This is a genomic window from Acidobacteriota bacterium (assembly GCA_019347945.1).
Lineage (GTDB): Bacteria > Acidobacteriota > Thermoanaerobaculia > Gp7-AA8 > JAHWKK01 > JAHWKK01.
This window is the reverse complement of record JAHWKK010000012.1, coordinates 95,658-117,036: the sequence shown is the minus strand read 5'-3', so window position 1 is coordinate 117,036 and position 21,379 is coordinate 95,658. Positions and strand designations below refer to the sequence as shown.

12 protein-coding genes are annotated in these 21,379 nt (G+C 62.0%); 8 read left to right on the top strand and 4 right to left on the bottom strand.

What is annotated here, in order from left to right; translation table 11 throughout:
• On the bottom strand, positions 1–6,623 hold a 6,623-nt coding region (locus KY459_09785), incomplete at its 3' end, for a hypothetical protein (protein MBW3565003.1).
• A gap of 635 nt (positions 6,624–7,258) precedes the next feature.
• Here KY459_09785 and metH point away from each other — a divergent pair.
• The 3 genes from metH to KY459_09770 are packed head-to-tail and all read left to right on the top strand — an operon-like array spanning position 7,259 to position 12,372.
• Positions 7,259–10,897: a methionine synthase gene (metH, locus tag KY459_09780; GenBank protein MBW3565002.1), complete on the top strand. Its 3,639-nt coding sequence runs from the start codon at positions 7,259–7,261 to the stop codon at positions 10,895–10,897.
• Between the two features lie 54 nt (positions 10,898–10,951).
• On the top strand, positions 10,952–11,593 hold the full coding sequence (locus tag KY459_09775) for a PilZ domain-containing protein (GenBank protein MBW3565001.1): 642 nt from the start codon (positions 10,952–10,954) through the stop codon (positions 11,591–11,593).
• 38 nt (positions 11,594–11,631) lie between these two features.
• Positions 11,632–12,372 carry a TlyA family RNA methyltransferase gene (locus KY459_09770; protein ID MBW3565000.1) on the top strand — a complete coding sequence of 247 codons (741 nt, stop codon included), beginning with the start codon at positions 11,632–11,634 and terminating at the stop codon, positions 12,370–12,372.
• A gap of 225 nt (positions 12,373–12,597) precedes the next feature.
• Here the strand turns inward: KY459_09770 and hflC are convergent, their stop codons facing one another.
• Genes hflC through KY459_09755 form a run of 3 tightly spaced genes read right to left on the bottom strand, consistent with a single transcriptional unit; the run spans position 12,598 to position 14,902 of the window.
• Positions 12,598–13,530: a protease modulator HflC gene (gene hflC, locus KY459_09765; GenBank protein MBW3564999.1), complete on the bottom strand. Its 933-nt coding sequence runs from the start codon at positions 13,528–13,530 to the stop codon at positions 12,598–12,600.
• Between the two features lie 5 nt (positions 13,531–13,535).
• Entirely contained in the window at positions 13,536–14,480 is a 945-nt protein-coding gene (hflK, locus tag KY459_09760) for an FtsH protease activity modulator HflK (GenBank protein MBW3564998.1), read from the bottom strand.
• A gap of 29 nt (positions 14,481–14,509) precedes the next feature.
• Complete coding sequence (locus tag KY459_09755; GenBank protein MBW3564997.1) at positions 14,510–14,902, bottom strand: hypothetical protein; 393 nt, start codon at positions 14,900–14,902, stop codon at positions 14,510–14,512.
• A 66-nt stretch (positions 14,903–14,968) separates the two neighbouring features.
• Here KY459_09755 and KY459_09750 point away from each other — a divergent pair, with 66 nt between their 5' ends.
• From KY459_09750 to KY459_09730, 5 genes are all read left to right on the top strand, one after another.
• Positions 14,969–15,742, top strand: a complete 774-nt coding sequence (locus KY459_09750; protein MBW3564996.1) for a LamB/YcsF family protein — start codon at positions 14,969–14,971, stop codon at positions 15,740–15,742.
• Positions 15,743–15,794: 52 nt separating this feature from the next.
• On the top strand, positions 15,795–16,400 hold the full coding sequence (gene lexA, locus KY459_09745) for a transcriptional repressor LexA (GenBank protein MBW3564995.1): 606 nt from the start codon (positions 15,795–15,797) through the stop codon (positions 16,398–16,400).
• A 15-nt stretch (positions 16,401–16,415) separates the two neighbouring features.
• Positions 16,416–16,832, top strand: coding sequence for a helix-turn-helix domain-containing protein (locus tag KY459_09740; protein ID MBW3564994.1), 417 nt, complete (start codon positions 16,416–16,418; stop codon positions 16,830–16,832).
• Positions 16,833–16,985: 153 nt separating this feature from the next.
• Positions 16,986–20,684, top strand: coding sequence for a hypothetical protein (locus KY459_09735; GenBank protein MBW3564993.1), 3,699 nt, complete (start codon positions 16,986–16,988; stop codon positions 20,682–20,684).
• Between the two features lie 26 nt (positions 20,685–20,710).
• Positions 20,711–21,379, top strand: coding sequence for an ABC transporter ATP-binding protein (locus tag KY459_09730; GenBank protein MBW3564992.1), 669 nt, complete (start codon positions 20,711–20,713; stop codon positions 21,377–21,379).

The window sequence follows — 21,379 nt, the reverse complement described above, 5'->3', positions numbered from 1 at the left end:
ATCTTCACCTCGGCGAGCTGCAAAGCCGCCGTCCCGTTCAACTGGATCCGAACGAACCGTGCAGTCTCCTGCATCTCGAGCCGCCGGACATCGGCGTGATCCGCGACGTGAATCGCTCTGACGCCCGGTTGAGCGAGAGTTGTCGCGAGGTCGGTCGAATCGAACGGCACGTCGGAGAGCAGCACGTAGTAGTCGCTGAGATCGGACTGGCAGCAGTCCGTCCGGTTCCAGATGTCGATCCGATGGATCGACTGGAGGCTGCCGAGGTCGATCTCCCACCACGGCTGGGCCTCGACGTTCGTCATCGAAACCTCCCCCAGCGAGCCGTTGCCTGAGGTCGAGTTGTCGGTCGCGAGCGTGGCGGCGGCCGAGCCTGCGGTCGACGACTGGGTCGCGTAGCGGTTCCACGCGGCGTTGTCGTAAGCCGTACCAGGCACTCTGGACGTCCGGTCCCACCATACCCTTCCGTCGTAGACGACGAACGACATCCCGTTGACCGCCTTGTTCACGAGACCGATCCACTCGGCCGGCATCTCCAGCCGCGTCCAGACGCCGAGCGGTGGAAGCGGCCCCATGTAGACGCGCTCGGATGTTCCCGGCGTTCCGTGCTCGATGAGGTTTTCTCCCCAGTATGCACGGTTCGCGAAGTTATTTCCCACTCTGAACTCGAGCATGATCTCCCGGGGAGGATTGCAGGGGTCGAGAAGAACATACTGAGACCAGGAATCGCCCGGACCCGCGGTGACCGTGGGCGCATCCCGGAAGCCCTGTGAGTACGCTCCAACCGCCGGGGCGTGGCTGTGCGAGAGATCCCCGCTCGCCTTCTGATCGGAAACCCACTGCCAGTTCCATGAAGCAGCCCAGATGTAAGTATCCTCCAACCAGACCACTTCGGCGGGATTGAAGTCGGTCGGTTGTGCAAGTTCTCCCAGTGTGCAGACACCGAAACCCGACCGGTCGAACCAGACCCAACCGTCATACGTCGAGAAGTGCATTGCATTCACCGACTTGTTCGCGAGCCCGACATCGGCGGCGTTGACCTCGAGCCGGACCCAGTCGCCGACCTGCGGAAGATCCCCCATTCTCTTCCGGCTTGCTGTTCCGTCGGTACCGGCCGTGAAGAGATTCTCGCCCCAGTACGCCCGGTGCTCCCATGAACCGTTCTCGTCGCGCCACGACAGCATGATCGCGCGTGTAGGGTGACACGGGTCATGAAGAACATAGGTAAAGAGACTGTCATTCGGTCCCAAAAACCAGTTCGGAGCGTCATGGAAAGAGTGCGCCGAGAGTCCGGAAACGAGTTCCCAGTTCGTGTGTGACTTGGTTCCGCTCACCGCCTGCTCGGTCGACCATTTCCAGCTCACGATACCGGTACCCGGGACGGTGTCGTCCGACCAGACGGAATCATCCTGCGGGAACGACGACGGCCCGGGATGCATTGGCGGTACCGCGCATGCCAGGAGCGTCAGCGTCGATGCCTGCGTGAGCCCAAATGTCCCGCTGATCGTGGCCGTGCTCGAGCTCGTCAGTGGCCTCGTGGCGATCGCGAACGGCGCCGAAGTTTCCCCCTCGGGAACCGTCACTTCGGCGGGAACGGGAGCATTCACCGGATCGGTCGATTCGAGCGCAACAACTGCCCCGCCGGTGGGTGCCGGTGCTGTGAGAACGACAGAGCCGGTCATCGGGTAACCGCTGACGACAGTGCCGCTTCCCAGGTCGATGCTCGCGAGATCCGCCGTGCTCCTGCGGATGGTGAGCGTCGCGGAGCTCGTCCCCGAAAGTGTCGTTCCGCGGATCGACGAAGTGGTCGTGTTCTCGACCACACTCGTGTCGACAGTGAAGATCGCCGTACTCTGACCATCCGTCACCATCACCGAAGCGGGAACAGTCGCCGCGTTTACATCCGAACTGGTCAACGTGACCTCGGTTCCGATCGAAGGAGCGGGACGGTCGAGGGTGACCGTGCCGGTCGATGAACTGCCACCCCCGACGTCGTTGGGTGTGAGCTGGATGCCAGTCACCGCCGGCATCGCTCGAACCGAGACGGCGACCGATGCGGTTGAACCCCAGCGGGCGGTGACGACGGCGGGAAGGGTTTCCGCGGTGTACGCCGCCGAGATCGTGAAGAGTGCGGTGGTTGCTCCCTCGGGAACCGTCACTGACGAAGGAACCGTCAGGTCGGATGACGAGCTGATGAGGTCTACGACCGCTCCCCCAGCAGGCGCAGGCTGCGTGAGCGTCACTGTTCCAGTCGCCGCCTCACCCCCTTCGATCTCGACGAGCGAGGAGGCCACCATGGCGATCGAACCGGTCGAACCTGCCGTGACGAGGCGCAGGCCCCGGCCATCGTAGCGGTACGACAGACCGGCGGTTTCGACCAGGTTGTTTCTCGACGAGTAATCGAACGTTGTCGCGGAGCGCGCGACCTCATTGCCCGCGCTGTCGTACGATACCGGCGTCGTCCCACCGGAGAAGTCCGTTGACGTCGCGAGCTTCGGCGTCGTTCCCTGGTAGGCGAACGATCGCTGTGCGGTACCGAGCGAGGCCGAGAGCATGTTCCCCATCGCGTCGTAGGTGTAGCTGCCCGTGCCCCAGAGCGCGACGCCCGTGTTCGCCTGCGTGATCCGGTTCAGTTCGTCGTAACCGAACGTCCGGCTGAATTTCGGGTCGAGCGCGTCGGCGATGCCCGTGATGTTGCCAACGCCGTCGTAGGAGTAACCCCATTCGGCGACCGGCCCCGCGGGTCCGGCAACGTCGATCGTCCGCGGCCGGTATCGGGTGTCGTGACTCACAACCTTCTGCGTCCCGTTCCCGTAGACGAGCGACTTCATCGGGCCGAATGGTTCGTATTCGGCGCTCGTCACATAGACGGTGCCACCAGGGGTCGAGGCCGAGACCGGCCGCCCCGCGTAGTCGTGACCGGTCTCGACGATGAGCCCGGATGGGTAGTTCAGCCGCGTTCGGTTGCCCTCCTCGTCGTAAGCGTAAGCAGTGGTGTAGACCGAACCGTAAATCGAGCGCTGCTCGCGGGCGAGCTGGCCGAGCCGCGTGTACGTGTAATCGACCGTGCCGAGCTCGTCGGACATGCTCGCAAGCCGCCCGATGCCGAACGTGCCGCTGTCCCAGGTCCAGCCGACCTGCTCGGTCTCGGCTCCCAGGGTGGTCGTGCTCGACAGCGTCCGACCGAGGACGTCGTAGGCTCGGCCTGTCGTGGCGCCGCGGGAGTCGGTCGTCGTGACGAGACTGCCCGCGGTGTCGTAGTCGTAAGTCGTCGTCCCGGTGACCGGGCTCGACTGCTGGATCATCTGCCCGAAATCGTCGTAGACATAGGTCGTGATGTTCCCGTTCGGGTCGGTGACCGAGACGAGATTTCCGTCGCCGTCGTAACCGTACCTCGTCGTAATCCACGCGCCGTCGAGAAGCTGGCGGATTTCCGTAAGATGATCGGCCGGATCGTAGACGTAAAGCGTGTTGGCGCTCGTGTGGTTCTCATCGGTCGTCGCGACGAGATTGCGCGCGGCGTCGTACTCATAGCTGACGGTGTCCCCGGTGGGGAACGTCGTGAAGAGGAGCTGGCCGCGGCTGTCATAGTCGAAGGTCTGGGATCGGGTCTCGACCCACGCGCTGCCATTCCAGCCGAGGGTGCGGTCAGCCGACTTCAGTCCGGTTGCGGGATCGTAGTCGTAGCTCATTCGTTCGAGCATCGTTCCAGCCGAGGGGCCTCGTTCGAGCGTGGTGGTCCGTCCGCGATCGTCGAGCGTGTAAGCCGTGACGGCGCCGTCCGCGCTGGTGTCGGACTGCAGCGGACCGAGGCCGGCGTAGGTGCGCGTAGTCGTGATGTCCGTCGAACAGAGAGGATCGAGCGTCGTGTCGCATCCGGAGACCCCGAGCGTCGTCGTCGAAACGAGCCGGCCGAGCGTATCGAAGGTCCTCTCGGTGACAACGCCATTCGCATCGACGATTCTCTGCGCGTTCCCGAGGGCGTCGTAGTTCTCGTAGCGTGTGATGTGTCCGGCGGCGTTGCGAACGGCGGCCAGCTTGCCACGCGATCCGGATGGTACCGAAGCGTCGACCGGGTAATAAACGAAGTCGGTCGCGTCGGCGACATCCGTGCGCGGCCCGTCGACGCGCCTGCGGAACCCGGCGGGCTGCGCGAGCGTGAGCCATGAGCTCTGGAAAACTCCTCCGGGATTGAAAACAGCCCCTTCGGTGCCGTCGTAAAGAGTCGTGGTCGTCGTCCGGGTTTCGAGCTCGGCGGGCGACCCGGTCCAGCCGGAGTCGTTCTGGACGAGAATCTGGCCGGTCTCGGCGTCGTAGGTGAAAGTCGTCGAAGTCTCCTGTCCCGGCGCGAGAATGCTCGACCGCGAGATTCGCGTGACCGCGGTCGGCCAGCTGGGATCGCCATATTCATAGTTGACGGTGCGCGAGGCGGCGCTCGTCTCGAGCGCCGCCGTGAGAATAGAATCGGGACTGAGACGACAATGGTTCGCATCGGTCTCCGGATCGCATCCGGTCGGCTTCAGTGCGGTCGTTTCCGAGAGAACCTTGCCAAATCCATCGAAGGTACGCTCGGTGATGTAACCGCGCGCGTTCTGCTCTCGGACGAGATCGCCGTCTTCCTCGAACCCGAAGACGGTGTCATCGGTGCCGCAGTCGCAGATCCCGTCGATCTCGACCGTCCGCGTCCGTCCACCTACCTGGCGCGTGTAATACGTCGTGACCTTACCGGATCCGTCGGTGATCCGAGCAGCAAACTCGCCCGGTACGCGGCCAGTCACCCAGGTAATGTTGGTCACGGCGTTCTCCTCGGAGATCGATGAAATCGCGCGACCGGCCGAATCGTACGCATGCGACTCGATGAGCTTGCCTGCGGCATCATGGGCGGCAGTCATCACGGCGCTCGCGTACGTGCTCGAATACGTGTAGGTTCGCCAGGTGACAGCGTCGAGCGCGACGCGCGTCAGGTGGCCCGTGGTGGTGTACTCGTAACTCCACGTACCGTTGGGAGAAACGATCGAGCTGATCCTTCCCTCCGCATTGCTGTTGACGGTCAGGTTCCAGTTGCCCCAGGAGTCGCTGACGGAGGTGGGAACATCCGCGCTCCAGCCGACCGTGTACGAGCGCCCTCCGACGAGATCGAATCCGACGAGCTTGCCGTCCATCGTCCGATAGACCTGGCGGACCTCGGAATCGGCGCTGCCGAACCGCCATACAGCGTTCGCGGCGTCATGTTCGAGTACGACGCGATGAATGCGAGGCGATGGATCAATCTGAACGAGGGCGCCGTCGCGATCTTCGAAGGTGAACTGATCGCCCGCCAGGTCGGAAACGACGAGATACTGCCCGCTCCTGACCGATGTGATCTTCGAATCGAAAAGCGACCACCAGCCGCGGCCGAACCAGTGCGTACCGGAATCCTGGCTGTCGTAGGTCCGGTCGAGCTGGATCTCGCCAGCCACGGGATCGAGGTCATTCATCCGCATGTTGCCGGACCCGAGGTGAATGGGTGCGCCGACGCAGTCGGGGCACGAGCTCACGGGCTGCGGTGGCACCGCGGAACCGAGCGCGGTGGCGCCTGAAACTTTCTTCGGGCCGATCTCGCAGGAAGCCTCCACCGGCGGAACCGACTTTACGTCCTCCGCGCTTCCGGCACAGAACCTGGCGACCGCTCGAAGCAGATTGACATCCTCTTTGTCCTTCGGGAAGTACTTCCCCATCACTCGCGTGCCGCTCTGTTCTGCCCACCAGTAATCGGGACTGAACTCCTCCTGTTCGTCGTTGCGGTAGATGTGAACCCACCACGTATCAGCGTTGTCCCTCTTCCAGACCGGAAAGTGATAGTTCTGTGTCATGATGACCTCTCCGTCCGGCTCCCTGTAAACGGAGAGGTCGACCGTCGGCGTCTTGTCGGGGATATTCAAGCTGCCCTCATACTCGGCCACCGTGGCCCTCATGAGCGAGGCACACGTGTACGCCCGAACGAAAAACGGATAGCTCCCTCCGGGCTCGCATAAAGTCTGGAAATTTATTGCGGTCGTCCCGTACTTGGGCGCCCACCACTGCTCCGATGTCGTGGCGACGCCCTCAACCCCGAAAACCGTATAACGGTAATCGGCGTCGAGAGTTACCTCTTTGGTGTTTGGGAATTCGATCGTGGCGGCAATCTGGTAAACGGCGGTTTCTGGCTCGCTGACATTCACCGCATGAAAGATCGGTGTCTTTTCCGGTACTTGGAACGAGTGCTCAGCGTACGTGGCCTTACCGCAGCCAATTGCTGCAACCTTGACCACCCGCGTTGCCGGATCTTTGCAGGAGACATCGTCAATGTACTGTTTCGTGCCCGACATCGCTGCGTTGTTGGAGCCCCACGACTCGAGCTCGACACCATCAACCCACAACTTCAAGACCCGGTTCGAAGAATCGAGCTCTTCGAGCTCTGAAGGAAACTGCCAGGTGACGGTGTACTCAATCAATCCCTCGGAATCGGGGACAGGGTTCGTAGGTACGAGGCTGATACTGGGATACGGCACCGATTCGCATTGAGCCGCGAGCGGAGTCGCGAGTAGCAACAGAAAAACCATCAAAAGTACCGCGCGAATTGCGAGCATCCGGGTGAAGGGCATCCTTGCTCCTATGTTGTGGCTTTCACCTACCTCAGTGGGCGAGAGGAACGTTTTCCTACCCTCGGTCGTGAAAAATGTGGATTCACAGCCCGGCTCGGTTTCTCACAGGCAGAGCCCGGCGATCCAATGATGCCCCGGGCCCGTTAGGTTCCTTCCTCTAAGTTCCCACCGGAGGGATCGATGAGGTTCGGGCGAAGAAGAAAGAAGCGGCCATCCATCCTGAAGGGCGTGCTCGCGGGCGCCATCGGCGTGCCGCCGGCTTCGTCGCGATAGCTATGCGCACATCGTCTGAACAAAACCGAGGCGAAGCCCCGCACGACGCGCGGGCATCCCCGGCGGGCGATCATCGCGGATCTGGCCAGGATTGAGTCGCTCAGCCGGCTCCGCGACATCGCGGCGCTTCCCGGCCTGCGGAGCTACGGCCACGTCTCGACGCTCGTCCGCCGGGTGGAAACGGACAGAGATCGGATCCTGTCGAGCAGCTCTGCCGATTTTCCGCGAATGTGCTAACCTCGACTTCGCTGGATTGATTTGGGGACGCTTGCAACCAGCATAAAAAAAGCTAAAGAGCCGGCGCGGATTTTCCCAGTCTTCTGGCCCCCAAAACGGGCCCGAGCCGTCTCGATTGGAGCGAAATGAACCCGATGGAGACGACACCGGAGATTCTTCTCGAAGGCCGCATCCTCATCCTCGACGGAGCGATGGGAACCATGATCCAGCGTTACCGCCTCACCGAAGAGGATTACCGCGGTGAGGCCTTTCGCGATCATTCGCGGGACCTCAGAGGAGCGAATGATCTCCTCTCGATCACCCGCCCGGATGTCATCCGGGAGATTCATCGGGATTTTCTCGCCGCCGGCGCCGATATCGTCGAGACCAACACCTTCAATGCGACCTCGATCTCGATGGCGGACTACGCACTGGAAGCCGCCGTGCGGGACATCAATCTCGCCGCAGCCAGAATCGCGAGGGAAGCGGCGGATGCCGCCACCGCCGATGACCCGTCCCGCCCGCGATTCGTTGCTGGTTCGATGGGGCCGACGAACCGGACCGCCTCTCTGTCGCCCGATGTGAATCGCCCCGGTTTTCGCGCCGTCAGCTTCAGAGATCTCGAGACTTCCTATCAGGAGCAGGCCGAAGCACTCCTCGAAGGGGGTGTCGATCTGCTGATGGCGGAGACCACCTTCGACACTCTCAATCTGAAGGCCTCTCTGTCGGGCATTTCCCGAGCGTTCGCGAAGCTCGGGCGACGCGTTCCACTCATCGCCTCCGTGACGATCACCGACGCCTCGGGACGCACCCTCTCGGGCCAGACCGTCGAGGCCTTCTGGAACTCGATCTCCCATGCCGATCTCCTGGCGGTCAGCATCAACTGCGCTCTCGGGCCGCGCGAGATGCGCCCGCATGTCGAGGAGCTGTCGAGAATCGCGCCGGTGCACCTCGCCTGCTACCCCAACGCCGGTCTTCCTAACGAGCTCGGTGACTACGACGAGACACCCGCGTCGATGGCGGAATTTCTCGGCGAGTTTGCCCGCAACGGATGGCTCAACATCGTCGGTGGCTGCTGCGGGACAACCCCCGAGCACATTGCCGCGATCGCCGGAGCAGTGTCCGGAGTCACGCCGCGCGCGGTACCCGAGCGTCTCCCTTTCACGAGGCTCAGCGGGCTCGAGGCGCTCACGATCCGCCCCGACTCGAACTTCATCATGGTCGGGGAACGCACCAACGTGACCGGATCGAGGAAATTCGCGCGCCTCATTCGCGAAGGCGACCTGGACAGCGCGCTTGCAATCGCCCGCCAGCAGATCGAAGGGGGCGCAAACATCATCGACATCAACATGGACGAGGGCCTGCTCGACTCGGAGCAGATGATGGTCGACTTTCTCAGGCTCATTGCCGCCGAACCGGACATCGCAACCGTCCCGATCATGGTCGACAGTTCTCGATGGAGCGTCCTGGAGGCCGGCCTCGAGAATATCCAGGGGAAAGGGATCGTGAACTCCATCTCCCTCAAGGAGGGGGAAGACCCGTTCGTCTCGCAGGCCCGAACCGTTCGACGGCTCGGAGCTGCAGTGGTCGTGATGGCCTTCGATGAACTGGGGCAGGCAACCACAACCGATCGACGGATCGAGATCCTTTCACGCTCCCACCAGATCCTCACCGAGGAATGCGGCTTCAATGACGAGGACATCATTTTCGATCCGAACATTCTGACGATCGGTACCGGCATCGACGAGCACGCCGATTACGCCGTCTCGTTCCTCGAGACCGTACGTATTCTTTCGGAGCGTTTTCCCCGATGTCTTATCAGCGGCGGTGTGAGCAATCTTTCTTTCGCATTCCGGGGGCAGGACGTCATTCGGGAAGCACTTCACGCAGCGTTCCTCTACCACGCCATCAACGCCGGACTCGACATGGGAATCGTCAACGCGGGGCAGCTCGCAATCTACGACGAGATCGATCCGGTGCTGAGAGATCTGGTCGAGGACCTGATCTTCAACCGACGCGAAGACGCCACCGACCGGCTCCTCGAGCTGAGCGCGGAGCTCGGCAGTGAAAAGACCCAGACCGAACGGGAGCGCACCGGGCTCGAATGGCGCGAGGCGCCGGTCGAAGACCGCCTCACTCACTCGCTCGTTCATGGAATCGTCGAGTTCATCGAGACCGATACCGAAGAGGCCCGGGCGAAAGCCAGTGATCCCCTCGAGGTCATCGAGGGTCCTCTGATGGACGGGATGAACGTAGTCGGCGATCTTTTCGGCTCCGGAAAGATGTTTCTCCCTCAGGTCGTCAAGAGTGCTCGCGTGATGAAAAAGGCAGTTGCCTATCTTCAGCCCTTTCTGGAAGAGCGAAAAGCGGCGAGCTCGAGCCGCGGGCGGATCGTCATGGCTACCGTCAAAGGCGACGTCCACGACATCGGCAAGAACATCGTCGGTGTCGTTCTCGCTTGCAACGGATACGAAGTGATCGACCTCGGCGTCATGGTTCCCGCTTCGAAGATCATCGAAACCGCGAAAAAAGAGGGTGCTCATCTGGTGGGCCTCAGCGGACTCATCACTCCATCGCTCGATGAAATGGTCCACGTGGCCCGCGAGATGAAGAGCAGCCAGCTGGAGGTTCCCCTTCTGATCGGCGGTGCGACCACTTCCCGTCTCCACACCGCGCTGAAGATCGCTCCGGCCCGCGAAGAGCCCGTCATCCACGTGAGCGATGCCTCACGCTCGGTGGGTGTGGTCGGAGCGCTGATCGGAAACGACCGCGAAGCCTTTCTCAGCAGGAATGCCGACGATCAGCAGAAATGGCGCACCGAATACGAGGCGCGGAGAGGGGAAATCGAGATCGTCCCGCTCGAGACCGCACGAGCCCGCCGATGGAAAGGCTCCGACCGGACAGAGCCACCCCGCCCGTCCTTCGAAGGAACTCGCATCGTCACCCCTTCGGTGCGCGAGCTCGTTCCCTGGATCGATTGGACTCCTTTTTTCCACGCGTGGGAATTGCGCGGGACGTACCCGGCGATCTTCGAGGACGCCCGGGCCGGCTCACGGGCCAGAGAGCTCCACGACGACGCACTCTCGATGCTCCAGTCGGTTCCGGAACACGCATTCGAGCCGCGAGGTGTCTACGGCTTCTTCCCTGCCCATTCCGAGGTCGATGACATCATCGTCTCCGCCGAAGAGGAGAGGCATCTGCTCCCGATGCTCCGCCAGCAGCAGAAGAAACGGGCCGGTGACACGCACCTCTGTCTCGCCGACTTCGTCCAGGAGAGCTCCGGACCACCCGACTGGATCGGGATGTTCGCCGTCGCGACCGGATTCGGAATCGAACCGATCGTCCGCGAGCTCGAGCGGGATCATGATGATTATCGCGCGATCATGGTGAAGGTGATCGCAGATCGCCTCGCCGAAGCTTTTGCCGAGATGCTTCACGCCGAAGCGAGGAAAGCGTGGGGGATCGAGAAGGAGCTCTCGATCGACGAGATCATCCGGGAGCGTTACCAGGGAATCCGGCCTGCACCAGGCTACCCCGCATGCCCGAATCACGATTTGAAAACCGTCATCTTCCGGCTGCTTCAGCCCGATCGGATCGGTATCGAACTGACCGAAACACTCGCGATGGTTCCTCCGTCCGCGGTCTCCGGCTTCTATTTCTCGCATCCGGAGTCTCGCTACTTCGCGGTGGGGAAGATCGGCGAAGATCAGCTCGAAGACTACGCGCGGCGAACCGGCGATGAAGGCGCCCGGGTACGAGCCCTTCTCGCCGAAACTCTCGCCTGACCTGCGCCTTTCGGATATCGTTGCGAAGCGAACTGAGGGGGAGGAGAAGGATTAATGACAGCTGAAGGTTCGGACCGCCGTCGCGCCCAGCGTGTGACCCTCGACTCTAAAATGCCCGCCGTTCTCGGTGAGCACGACGTCACCCTCCAGGAGATCGGCCTCGCCGGCGCGCGAGTCGAAGGGTCCAATGAAATCGACCAGGGGACCCACCTACCTCTTCGATTCCAGTTCGACGAGACGTGGCACAGCTTCGACGCTCATGTCGCACGCTGCCTCCTTCGCGAACAGATCAGCGAGGCGCTGGGAGAGCTCCGGTACGACATCGGGCTGGAGTTCACCGACCTCGACATGGGGGCGCAGACCGACCTCAGACGGATCATGCTCTCCCTCGTCAGCGGGATGCTCGCCGCACAGAAGGCAAACGCGAGGGGGGAGCACTGGAGCGACGCGATCAAGGCTTCCGAGCCCGATCCGGAGGCGACCCTGCCCCAGGTCTTCGCGAGCAGTCGGCTTCTCCCTTCCGGAGTCTGGCAGTCCTCGATGATCATGAAGCCCGTCCAGCCCAGAGACGGATTCACGGTTCGCTCGAGCATGAGCCAGGATGAGATCGACAAGCTGAGGAAGTCCTACGAGGAAGGCTCGGAGGAGGAGCGCAACCTCATCCGCGTGATGGCGGAGATATCGACGCGGGACTGATCGGCTCATCAAGGCCGGTCCCAACCGATGATCGCACGGTGAACAAGAGAAGACTCGACGCCGAGCTCGTCGCGCGAGGGCTGGCCGAAAATCGTTCGAAGGGACAGGCGCTCATCATGTCCCGACGCGTATCGGTCAACGACGAAATCGTCGCAAAGGCCGGCTTCCAGGTTCGCCAATCCGACGAGATCGCGGTCGCCGAACCGGAGCATCCGTGGGTGGGCCGGGGCGGAGTGAAGCTCGCTCACGCTCTCGAACGGTTCTCGGTCGATCCGGGCGGTCTCGTCTGTGCCGACATCGGGGCGTCCACCGGCGGATTCACTCACGTCCTGCTGGAAAAAGGTGCCGCGAGGGTGTACGCCATCGACGTCGGCTACGGCCAGCTCGACATCCATCTCCGCAATGACCCGCGAGTCGTGGTGATGGAGCGGGTGAACGCCCGCTATCTCGACGAGCAATCCCTCCCGGAGCCCGTCTCTCTCGTCAGTATCGACGTCTCGTTCATCTCGCTCCGCCACATTCTCCCCGCGGCTCTCAGGATCTCCTCACCCGGTGCCCGGATCGTGACGCTGATCAAGCCGCAATTCGAAGTCGGACGCGAGCACGTCGGGAAGGGAGGAATCGTCAGAGACGCCGACGCTCGTGAGCAGGCGGTCTCCGCGATCATCGCGTTCGCTGAGAGTCTGGGGCTGAGTTGCTCCGCGCGGGAGGAGAGCCCGATCAGGGGAGCGGAGGGAAACGTCGAGGTCCTGGCGCTGTTCGAGACTGCGAATCCCTGAGAAGGAAAAGGAAAGACCGCTGCGGCGTCAGGCTGCGGAGGCGGATGATGCGGTGTACGTCCAAGTCGTCCAAATCGGTCCAATTCGAGAAGGGACCGCAGCGGTCGTGCGCGGATGGTTGGGTGGGATCCGCGTCGAGGTTTCGGTTCGTTCCAAAACCCGTCTTTCCATACACCGCACCGATTGCATATCGCGGGCCAGCAGAATCCTGGTCGAAACGAGTCCTCAGCGGGCCGAGTCGAGATGTCTCAGCAGTTCGCCCTCGGTCGACAGCAGCAGCGTCGTATTCTCGTCGAATGTCTTCTTCAGAGTCTCCATCGACTGGAGAAACCGATAAAAATCGGGATCCCGCCCGTAGGCCTGTGCGTAAATCCTGGTCGATTCCCCTTCCGCCGCCCCCCGAATCTCCTGCGCGCGCCGGTACGCCTCCGACTGGATCACCTGCAGATCGCGTTCTTTTTCCCCTTGTATCTCGGCTGCCTCCCCCGCTCCCTCCGACCGGAACTGTTCGGCAATCCGCTTCCGCTCCGAGATCATTCGGGAGTAGACCTCCTGCTGCACCTCGGCCACGTAATCGATCCGCTTGAACCTGAAATCGAGAATCTCGATCCCGAGATCTCTGGTCCGACCCCTCGCAGCAGCGAGAACCTCCGCGGTCAGCTGCTGGCGGCCGAAGCGAATCGTTCCGATGTCTTCGTACTCCTCTTCGCCCGGAAGACCTTCGCTTCTCTCGAACTCCCGGTTGGTCGACCGGACGAGCTCGATGAGGTCGTGGTTCGCCACCGTATTGCGAGTTTCGCCGTCGATGATGTCGTCGAGCCTGCTCTGCGCTCCCCGCTCGTCCCTCAGCCGTTGAAAGAAGAGAAGCGGCTCGGTGATGTGCCAGCGGGCGTAGGCATCGACCCGGATGAATCGCTTGTCGCGCGTCGGAACCTCGTTGGCCTCGCCGTCCCACTCCAGGAAACGCTTTTCGAAAACATTCGTCTGCTGGACGAACGGCAGCTTGATCTTCAACCCGGGAGTCGAGATCGGGAGGCCTACCGGCTTGCCGAACTGAGTGATCACGACCTGCTGGGTCTCGTGAACCGTGTAGAGGGCACTGGACAGCGCAGCGAGAACGACCAGCAGCAGAATGGCGCCGGCCACGAGACCAATCATCTTCTTCACTGTCCCGCCCCCCCGTCCTGAAGATTCAGCAGAGGGACGAGACTCCCGACTCCCTCTTCGACGACGATCTTCTGTTTCACGCGGGGGTAGATCTCGGCCATGGTCTCGAGATAGATCCTCCGCCGGGTCACGTCGGGAGCCAGGCGGTACTCCGCGTACAGCTGATTGAAGAGCTCGGCATCCCCCTCTGCCCTGTTGACCCGGTCGGTCGCGAATCCCTCCGCCTGGGCGATTGTCTGCAGCGCTCGTCCCCGTGCCCGGGGAATGATCGAGTTGTACTCCGCCCGGGCCTCGTTGATCATCCGCTCGCGCTCCTGCTGCGCCTGGTTCACTTCGTTGAAGGAAGGGCGGACCGGGTCGGGCGGATCGACGTTCTGCAGCACGACCTGTTCGATCGCGAGCCCCATCTCGTAGGCGTTGCAAAGTTCCTGAAGCCGCCGTTCGACTTCCGAGGCGACGGCCTGCCGTCCGATCGTCAGTACTTCGTTGACGCTGCGATCCCCGATCACTTCCCGCATGATCGTCTCGTTCATGTCGCGAAACGTCTGGCGCAGGTTGCGGACCTTGAAGAGATAGTCGTAGGGATCCCTCACACGGAACTGCGTCGTCCACTCTACGACCGCCACATTGAGATCTCCGGTCAGCATCAGGGACTCGCCCTCTAACTGCTCCTCGGAGTACCTCGTCCGAACGCCCGCTTCTTCGGTTCGGAATCCGAACTCTTCCTTGAGCTGCCGTTCGACCGGTACCTTCGTGACCCTCTCGATCGGGAACGGCGCTTTCAGGTGCAGCCCCGAAGAAACCACCCGCGTGAATTTGCCGAAACGGGTGATCACGCCCACCTCCTCCGGCTCCACTGTGAACCACATCGAGAAGAGAAGAACGAGAGCGATGAGACCGGCAACCGCGTAGACGGCTGTCTTCCAGGGAAACCGGATCATCCGGATCGGCGTGACGTTTCGGTCGAAGTTCACCTTTGGATCATATCGTCAATCAGTTCCCTGCTCCGCTCTCCGAGCTCGTCGAGTCCATGCTCCTCCGACCACGATCTCGCCTTCTCGAAAGCAGCCCGCGCCGATGGGAGGTCGTCGATCCGAAGCCGGGGGATCTCGTCGAGGATCCCGTCTGCCCCGACAATGCCTGAGCGGAGACGCTCGATATGGTGATCGCGAACGGCTTCGCAACCCGAACGCTCCATCAGCTCGAGCGTCATTACGCTGTCGGATACCGCTTCGACATTTCTCGCGAATGCGACCGTCCCTTCGCCGGCATCGGCCCGTGGCCCGATCACGATCCACGCCGTGACCAGACCGGCGACGAATCCGACGAGCAACGTCCCGAAAGTTCTCCCGAGTCTCTTCATGGTCCCAATGTTAATCGACCGGATCCCTTTCTCTGACCCCGAGCTCCCGCAAGTTAGAATTCATTCGTGAAACGGATCGATCTGAGCTGCGACCTCGGAGAAGCCGGCAATCCAGACGATCAGCATCTCGAGGATCAGTTGTGGCCGATGATCTCGTCGGCAAACGTCGCATGTGGAGGCCATGCCGGGGATGACGCCTCGATGATTCATGCGATCGAGATGGCGTCCCGACACGGCGTCGCGCTCGGCGCGCATCCTTCCTATCCCGATCGGGAGGGTTTCGGCAGGCGCCGGATCGACATCGATCCGACTCTGCTGGAAGACTCGATCGCGCAACAGCTCGGCGATCTGTCGCGTCTCGCGGAGCAGCGCGGCGTGAAGCTTCGGCACGTCAAACCTCATGGCGCCCTGTACAACGACTCGATGACCGACGAGGCTCTCGCATCGATCCTCGTCAGGGCAGTCCGGCGGGCCGGCGCTCACCTCGCGCTCGTCGCCCTTCCCGGCTCGATACCTTTGCGACTCGCCACCCCCGAACGACTTCCCGTGGTGAGGGAAGCCTTCGCAGACCGGGCCTACGATTCGTCCGGCCTTCTCGTTCCCCGCAGCGAGCCGCGCTCGCTGATCAGCGATTTCGAGGAGGCAGCCGATCAGGCTGTCGCCATCGCCTCCACCCGCACCGTCCGGTCAATCGAGGGGAAGAGTATCCGGATCGACTGCGACACGATCTGCATCCACTCGGACATGCCCGGAGCCGTCGGCAGAGCCGAAGCCATCATCGGCCGGCTTAGGCGCGCCGGGTTCGAGATCTCGCCGGACGACCGCCTCCATACCGCTTGACTTTCGCGTCATTACCGCCTATATTACGCCTAGAAGCGAAAGCGAGGCAGAAATGACATACCTCACAGAGCGCCAGCAGGAGATCCTCGAGTTCATCCGCCGATTCAAAGGCCGGAAGGGGATCGCCCCGACGCACAGGGAGATCTGCGATGCGTTCGGTTACACCTCCTACGGCACCGTCTACAAGCACCTCTCCCTTCTCGAGAAAAAGGGGCTCATCCGGAAGGATCCCAACCAGAAGCGGGGAGTCGAGATCGTCGATCGCTCTTTGCCTGCCGACGACCTGCGGCAGCTTCCTCTTCTGGGAACGATCGCGGCCGGGCAGCCCCTCGAGGTCGTAGCCTCCGACGAGACGATCTCGGTTCCAGACTATCTGACGCACCGCAACGACAACTACGTTCTGAAGGTTCGTGGCGATTCGATGATCGAGGACGGCATTCACGATGGCGACTTCGTCATCATCTCTCCGAGGCAGACCGCTGAGAACGGCCAGATGGCGGTTGCGATGGTCGCCGGAGAAGTCACGCTGAAGCGCTTTTACCGGGAGAAGAGCCGGATCCGACTTCAACCCGCAAATCACACCATGGCCCCGATCTACGCCTTGCCCGACGACGTTCGTATTCAGGGAATCGTGGTCGGCCTGATGCGCCGATTCTGAGGAAGGGAGACGACGATGAGCACCGTAGGCCTGAAACTTCGCGAGCTGCGACATCGCAGCGGACTGACTCAGCAGCAGGTCGCCTCGGCAGCCGGGCTGGGATCCAAAACGATCAGCTCGTTCGAGACCGGAAACCGTGTAGGCGCCATGAAGCTCTCCCAGCTCGAGCGCCTGGTCGGCGTCTACGGCTTGAATCTGGAGCAGTTTTTCAGCACACACCTCGACTCGCTTCTGTTCCCGTGGGATGGCGATCACCAGACCGAGAAGTTTTTCGAAGAAGTCCGCAGCCTCCCCACCAGCGTCAAAGAAGAGATCGTTCCCTGGATGCGCTCGGTTCTACGGGGCGCGAGCCTCAAGCGCAGCGAAGAGTTTCGTACGAATTTCGAGGTTCGTGATGACGCGGACTGGGCAATGCTGGTTTCACCCAACTAGATGCGGAATCGCGGGGGTTGTTCGTCGTCGGCCCGGCCCGGGCACACTCCCACCCCACCCTGACTCTCACCGGGTCGGGATCGACGGCTGACAACCCCCGCGATTCGGCAACGCACGCCCTTTGCAGTCCCCTCGCCTCCGGAGGTTCCACGAATGACGGCAAAGGCTCCGAGTTTCACCGTTTTCTCTCTCCTGATCGTGCTGCTGGCGCCTCCCCTGGCGGCAATCCAGCCGGAATGCCTGGATGCCGGCGTTCATCTTCAGCGCGGAGTGCCGAGCGCCATCGACGTCGCACCGGGCGGCGTCGTCTGGATGGCCAATGGTCCCACCATCTCTTCCTGGGATGTCTCGACCCCACTCGCCTCCCGGCTCCTCACGACGATTCCGGTCTCGGCGCTTGCGATCGATCTCGAGATCGATCAGGACCGCCTCGTGGTTCTCACGACGGCGGGTTTCGAAGTCTGGAACATCTCGGCGAACCCTCCCGTCAGACTCGCAAACAGAGCGAGTCCGGGACACGAAGAGATTCACTTCGACGACTCGACCCTCGTCGTCTCAGGTTCCTCTCTCGAATTGTGGGATCTTTCCGGCGACCAGCCGGCTCTTCGATTCCGGAAAGCGGGGCCGATCGATGCCTCGGCTCTCGCTGCCGATCGCCTGGTTACGATCACTCCCGGGATCGGTCTGCAGATCCTCAGCTCCTCTTCCGGAGAACTGAAAGAACGGGTGCCGACGACCGGTGTGGCAATCGACGCCTCACGTCCCGGTGTCATCTACCTCGCACGCTCCAACTTTGGACTCGGAGTGATCTCGCTGAGCTCCGACCGCCCGCTGCAGCTGGAGTCGATCCGCGCGGACTTCCCACTCGAAGGCGTACGGGTCATCGGCTCCACCATTTACGGGTGGGGAGCGGGAGGGATCGCTCGATTCGATGCTTCGGATCCTCTTCATCCGATTCTCGTCGAGCAGATCTCGAGCGGGGCTTCCGATCTCACTGCCGACCAGAGTCGGCTTTACACGATTCAGAATCGGGTCGACCCCTTCGGAATCGAGAGCGATGACGGAGTTGCCTTCGAGATACGCTCCCTCGCTTCGCTTCGAGATCCTGTTCACGTCGTTACGCGAACATCCGGCCCGATCACCGGAGTCGGTGCATCGGGGAAGTACCTGCTCGTCGCAGCATCTCCGCATCTTCATATCCTCGACACGTCGACATCCTCATCCCGGGCCGTCGTCGCATCGCTGCGATTCGAAGAAGACTTCGACCGGGTCAGGGTGCGTGGCGACAGAGCCGTTCTCTACGGCGGCCGGTGGGTTCACCTGGTCGATATCTCCGATCCGTCGACACCGCTCCGGCTCGGAAGCTGGGAGACCCTCGGTCTCGCGGGGGGAAGCGCGGACCTCGCCGGGGAGTACCTCATCGAAGCCAATCACGCGAGCGGATTTCACGTCGTCGACATCTCCGATCCCTCCAGGCCGGCTCAGGTCGGTGGGCTCATCAACGACGGCCGGGGCCAATGGCGACGCGTGACCGGACTTCCGGGTGTCGCCTACGGGTCTGTTTCGGCAGGGGTCAAAATCGTCGACATTCGAGCGCCGGACAAACCCCTGATCGTGGATTTCATCCCGTTGGGAGGTGCCCGCGAGATCGAGGCGGCGGCCACCCCTGCCGGCGACCTCCTCTTTGTTCAGGATCTGGACACGCTGAAGATCTGGGACGTCTCCGAACCCTACTCTCCGAACCTTGCCTCCACAATCAACATCCCGGGCATCGTCGACTTCGGAATCCTCGGGACAGAGGCCTGGGCTATCACCTCCGACGGCCGTCTGTACAAAGTCGCCTTCTCGATCCCTTCGCAGGCACTCGCCGAACCGATCGCCTCCGGTCTGCTCAGCCCCACGCAGGTCGCCGCGACTCCCTATGGAGCCGCCATCGCCGATCGGTGGGAGGTTCGCAGCGTATTCGATCCGCGAGGCTCGCTCGAGGCCGGAGCTCCCGAGCTCGCGGTGCGGCGAATCGAGTCGGGTACGGTCGTCATCGAGATCCCCGGGATCAATCCCGCACATGTCGAGCTGGAGCTGACGCTTCCCGGAGGCACGTCGGTCACGAGGGCCAACGATGCACGGATCCTCGTTGACGATTCCGGAGCGGTCTCGGTGCGCTCTCGTTTCATCCGCAGCTGTCAGACAGGATCCTGGAGCGAACCGATCGCCGTGTCCCCATCCCGTCTCGTGACCTTCGTCGGCTCCGGAACACGCCTCGTCGGAGACTCCACGGTTTCGACCGCAGTCACTCTCAGAAATCGCTCCGAAGCCACCGCAATCGCGGAACTTTCGGGAAGCTCGCCGCTGGTGCAGATCCCGGCATCTGTTGAGATTCCACCATCCTCGACCAGGAGCTTCACCGTGACGATCGACGCTGCCGCACTCGACAGCAGCGAATCGAACATCGATCTCTTTTCCACCGCCGGCGATTCGTCGGACGAATACCGGCTCACGGTCTCGAAGCCACCTGCGGGGCCCGGCACCGCCGGCACGACTGGAAAAATCCTTCCCGGCGTCGGTTCGACTCCTGGAGCTCGCAACACCAACTGGAAATCGGATCTCCATCTTCACTGCTTCTCTCCCTCATGTTCTACCGACCTTCTCTACTTTCCGTATGGTTCGAGCGCCCCGTCGATCGTGACGCTCGCGCTGGATCACCATGAAACTCTAGTCGTCGCAGATGTCATCGGAGAGCTTTTTTCACAAAGCAACTCTTCCGGATGGCTGGACGTCCGCACGACGGGAGATGTTTCTGCTCATGCCTGGACTTACAACTCCGGCTCCTCGAGTGGAGAGTTCGGCCAACGGATTCCTGTAGCGCCCGCAACAGGCGGTCGAATCACCGGGCTCAGTGATGGGGACCGATACCGGGTCAATGTAGGAATCGTGAACTCGAGCACGCAACCGAAGCGGCTTCACCTCTCTCTGCTTTCGGGCAACATTCCGATCGCCACGCGATCGTTCGACCTCGAGCCGCTGCAGAGCGGGCAGCAATCGCTCCGGTCAGCTCTGTCGCTGGAGTCCGGGGTCGAGAACGGCATTCTCGCTGTTTCGTCCGATCCCGGCGTCGTCGTTTACGCCACGAGAGTAGATCAACAGACTGGTGATGCCCTTTTCCTCTATCCCTCCGGGGTCGAGAACGAAATGGCCCGCTACCGCTACGTCATCGATCCGGTCGGCTCCACTCCAGGCGCGAATCTTTCGTTCTGGAAAACCGAGCTCAGTCTGACGGCTGCCCAGCCCACCGCCATATCGGTCGTGTACCTTCCGCAGGCGGGTGATTCTCAGCCGGCAACCACGACCCTGACTCTCGGTGGAGGTGAAACCTGGTCTGTACCCGATCTGATCGCCGAGCTATTCGACACGGAAACCGATGCGATCGCGGCCGGCACGCTAATCATCGGAAGCGACCAGCCGCTCTCCGGTTGGGCGAGGGTCTACAACGAGGGGCCGCTCGGGACATTCGGCCAGTTCGTACCGATGCGCGAGGAAACCGACGTAGCAGGCGCGATGCACGGAATCGAGCATACCGAACGGTTCAGAGCGAACCTCGGAGTCGTCGAAACCACCGGACTCGGCGCAACCGCATTCATCGACGTGATGGATCAACGCGGCGAGCTCGTGGGCACCCGGACCGTTTCCATCGGTCCGCTGGAGGCATTCCGCTGGAACGCATTCCTCCGAGACCTCAACCTCGAGGGATTGACGAGCGGTTCGGTCGTCGTTCGGTCTTCTGGCGAAGGGTCGCTTCAGAGCTGGGTTAGCGTGGTCGACAATCTCAGCGGCGACTCCCGTTTCGAATACTGACGGTCCCCCGATGTATTCTCTCGAATATGACCTTCATCGAAGTGAAGGGCGTTTCGAAGAGTTATCGCGAGCTCGCGGTTCCAGTGGAGGTACTTCGTTCGCTCGACCTGCACGTCGAAAAAGGAGAGATGGTCGCCATTGTCGGCCCGTCCGGGATTGGAAAATCGACGCTTTTGCATCTCGTCGGCGGTCTCGACCGGGTCGATTCGGGAACCATCGAGGTAGGCGGCGTCGCAATCGAGAACCTGTCGACGGATCGTCTGGCCCGCTGGAGAAACCGGGAGGTCGGCTTCATCTTTCAGTTCCATCATCTTCTGCCGGAATTCACAGCGAGAGAGAATGTAGCGATGCCCGGATGGATCGCCGGAAGAAACCGGAATGAAGCTCTGGACGACGCCGACGAGCTTCTCGAGGAACTGGGGCTTGGCGAGCGGAAAGCCCATCTCCCCAGTCAGTTATCCGGCGGAGAGCAGCAACGGGTCGCAATCGCCAGAGCGCTTGCTCCGGAGCCGGCGATGCTGCTCGCAGACGAGCCAACCGGCAACCTCGATTACGAGACCAGTGAAAGAGTCTTCGAACTCATGCGACAATGTCACCGGAAGCGGGGTTTGACGTCGATCATCGTGACGCACAACCGGGAGCTTGCATCGCGTTGTGATCGCGTGCTCGAGCTCGAACCGAGAGAGGTGCGATGA

Coding starts and splice junctions, on each gene's coding strand:
- metH (MBW3565002.1), top strand. CDS start 7,259: ATGAACCCGATGGAGACGACACCGGAGATTCTTCTCGAAGGCCGCATC.
- KY459_09775 (MBW3565001.1), top strand. CDS start 10,952: ATGACAGCTGAAGGTTCGGACCGCCGTCGCGCCCAGCGTGTGACCCTC.
- hflC (MBW3564999.1), bottom strand. CDS start 13,530: ATGATTGGTCTCGTGGCCGGCGCCATTCTGCTGCTGGTCGTTCTCGCT.
- hflK (MBW3564998.1), bottom strand. CDS start 14,480: ATGATCCGGTTTCCCTGGAAGACAGCCGTCTACGCGGTTGCCGGTCTC.
- KY459_09755 (MBW3564997.1), bottom strand. CDS start 14,902: ATGAAGAGACTCGGGAGAACTTTCGGGACGTTGCTCGTCGGATTCGTC.
- lexA (MBW3564995.1), top strand. CDS start 15,795: ATGACATACCTCACAGAGCGCCAGCAGGAGATCCTCGAGTTCATCCGC.
- KY459_09740 (MBW3564994.1), top strand. CDS start 16,416: ATGAGCACCGTAGGCCTGAAACTTCGCGAGCTGCGACATCGCAGCGGA.
- KY459_09735 (MBW3564993.1), top strand. CDS start 16,986: ATGACGGCAAAGGCTCCGAGTTTCACCGTTTTCTCTCTCCTGATCGTG.
- KY459_09730 (MBW3564992.1), top strand. CDS start 20,711: ATGACCTTCATCGAAGTGAAGGGCGTTTCGAAGAGTTATCGCGAGCTC.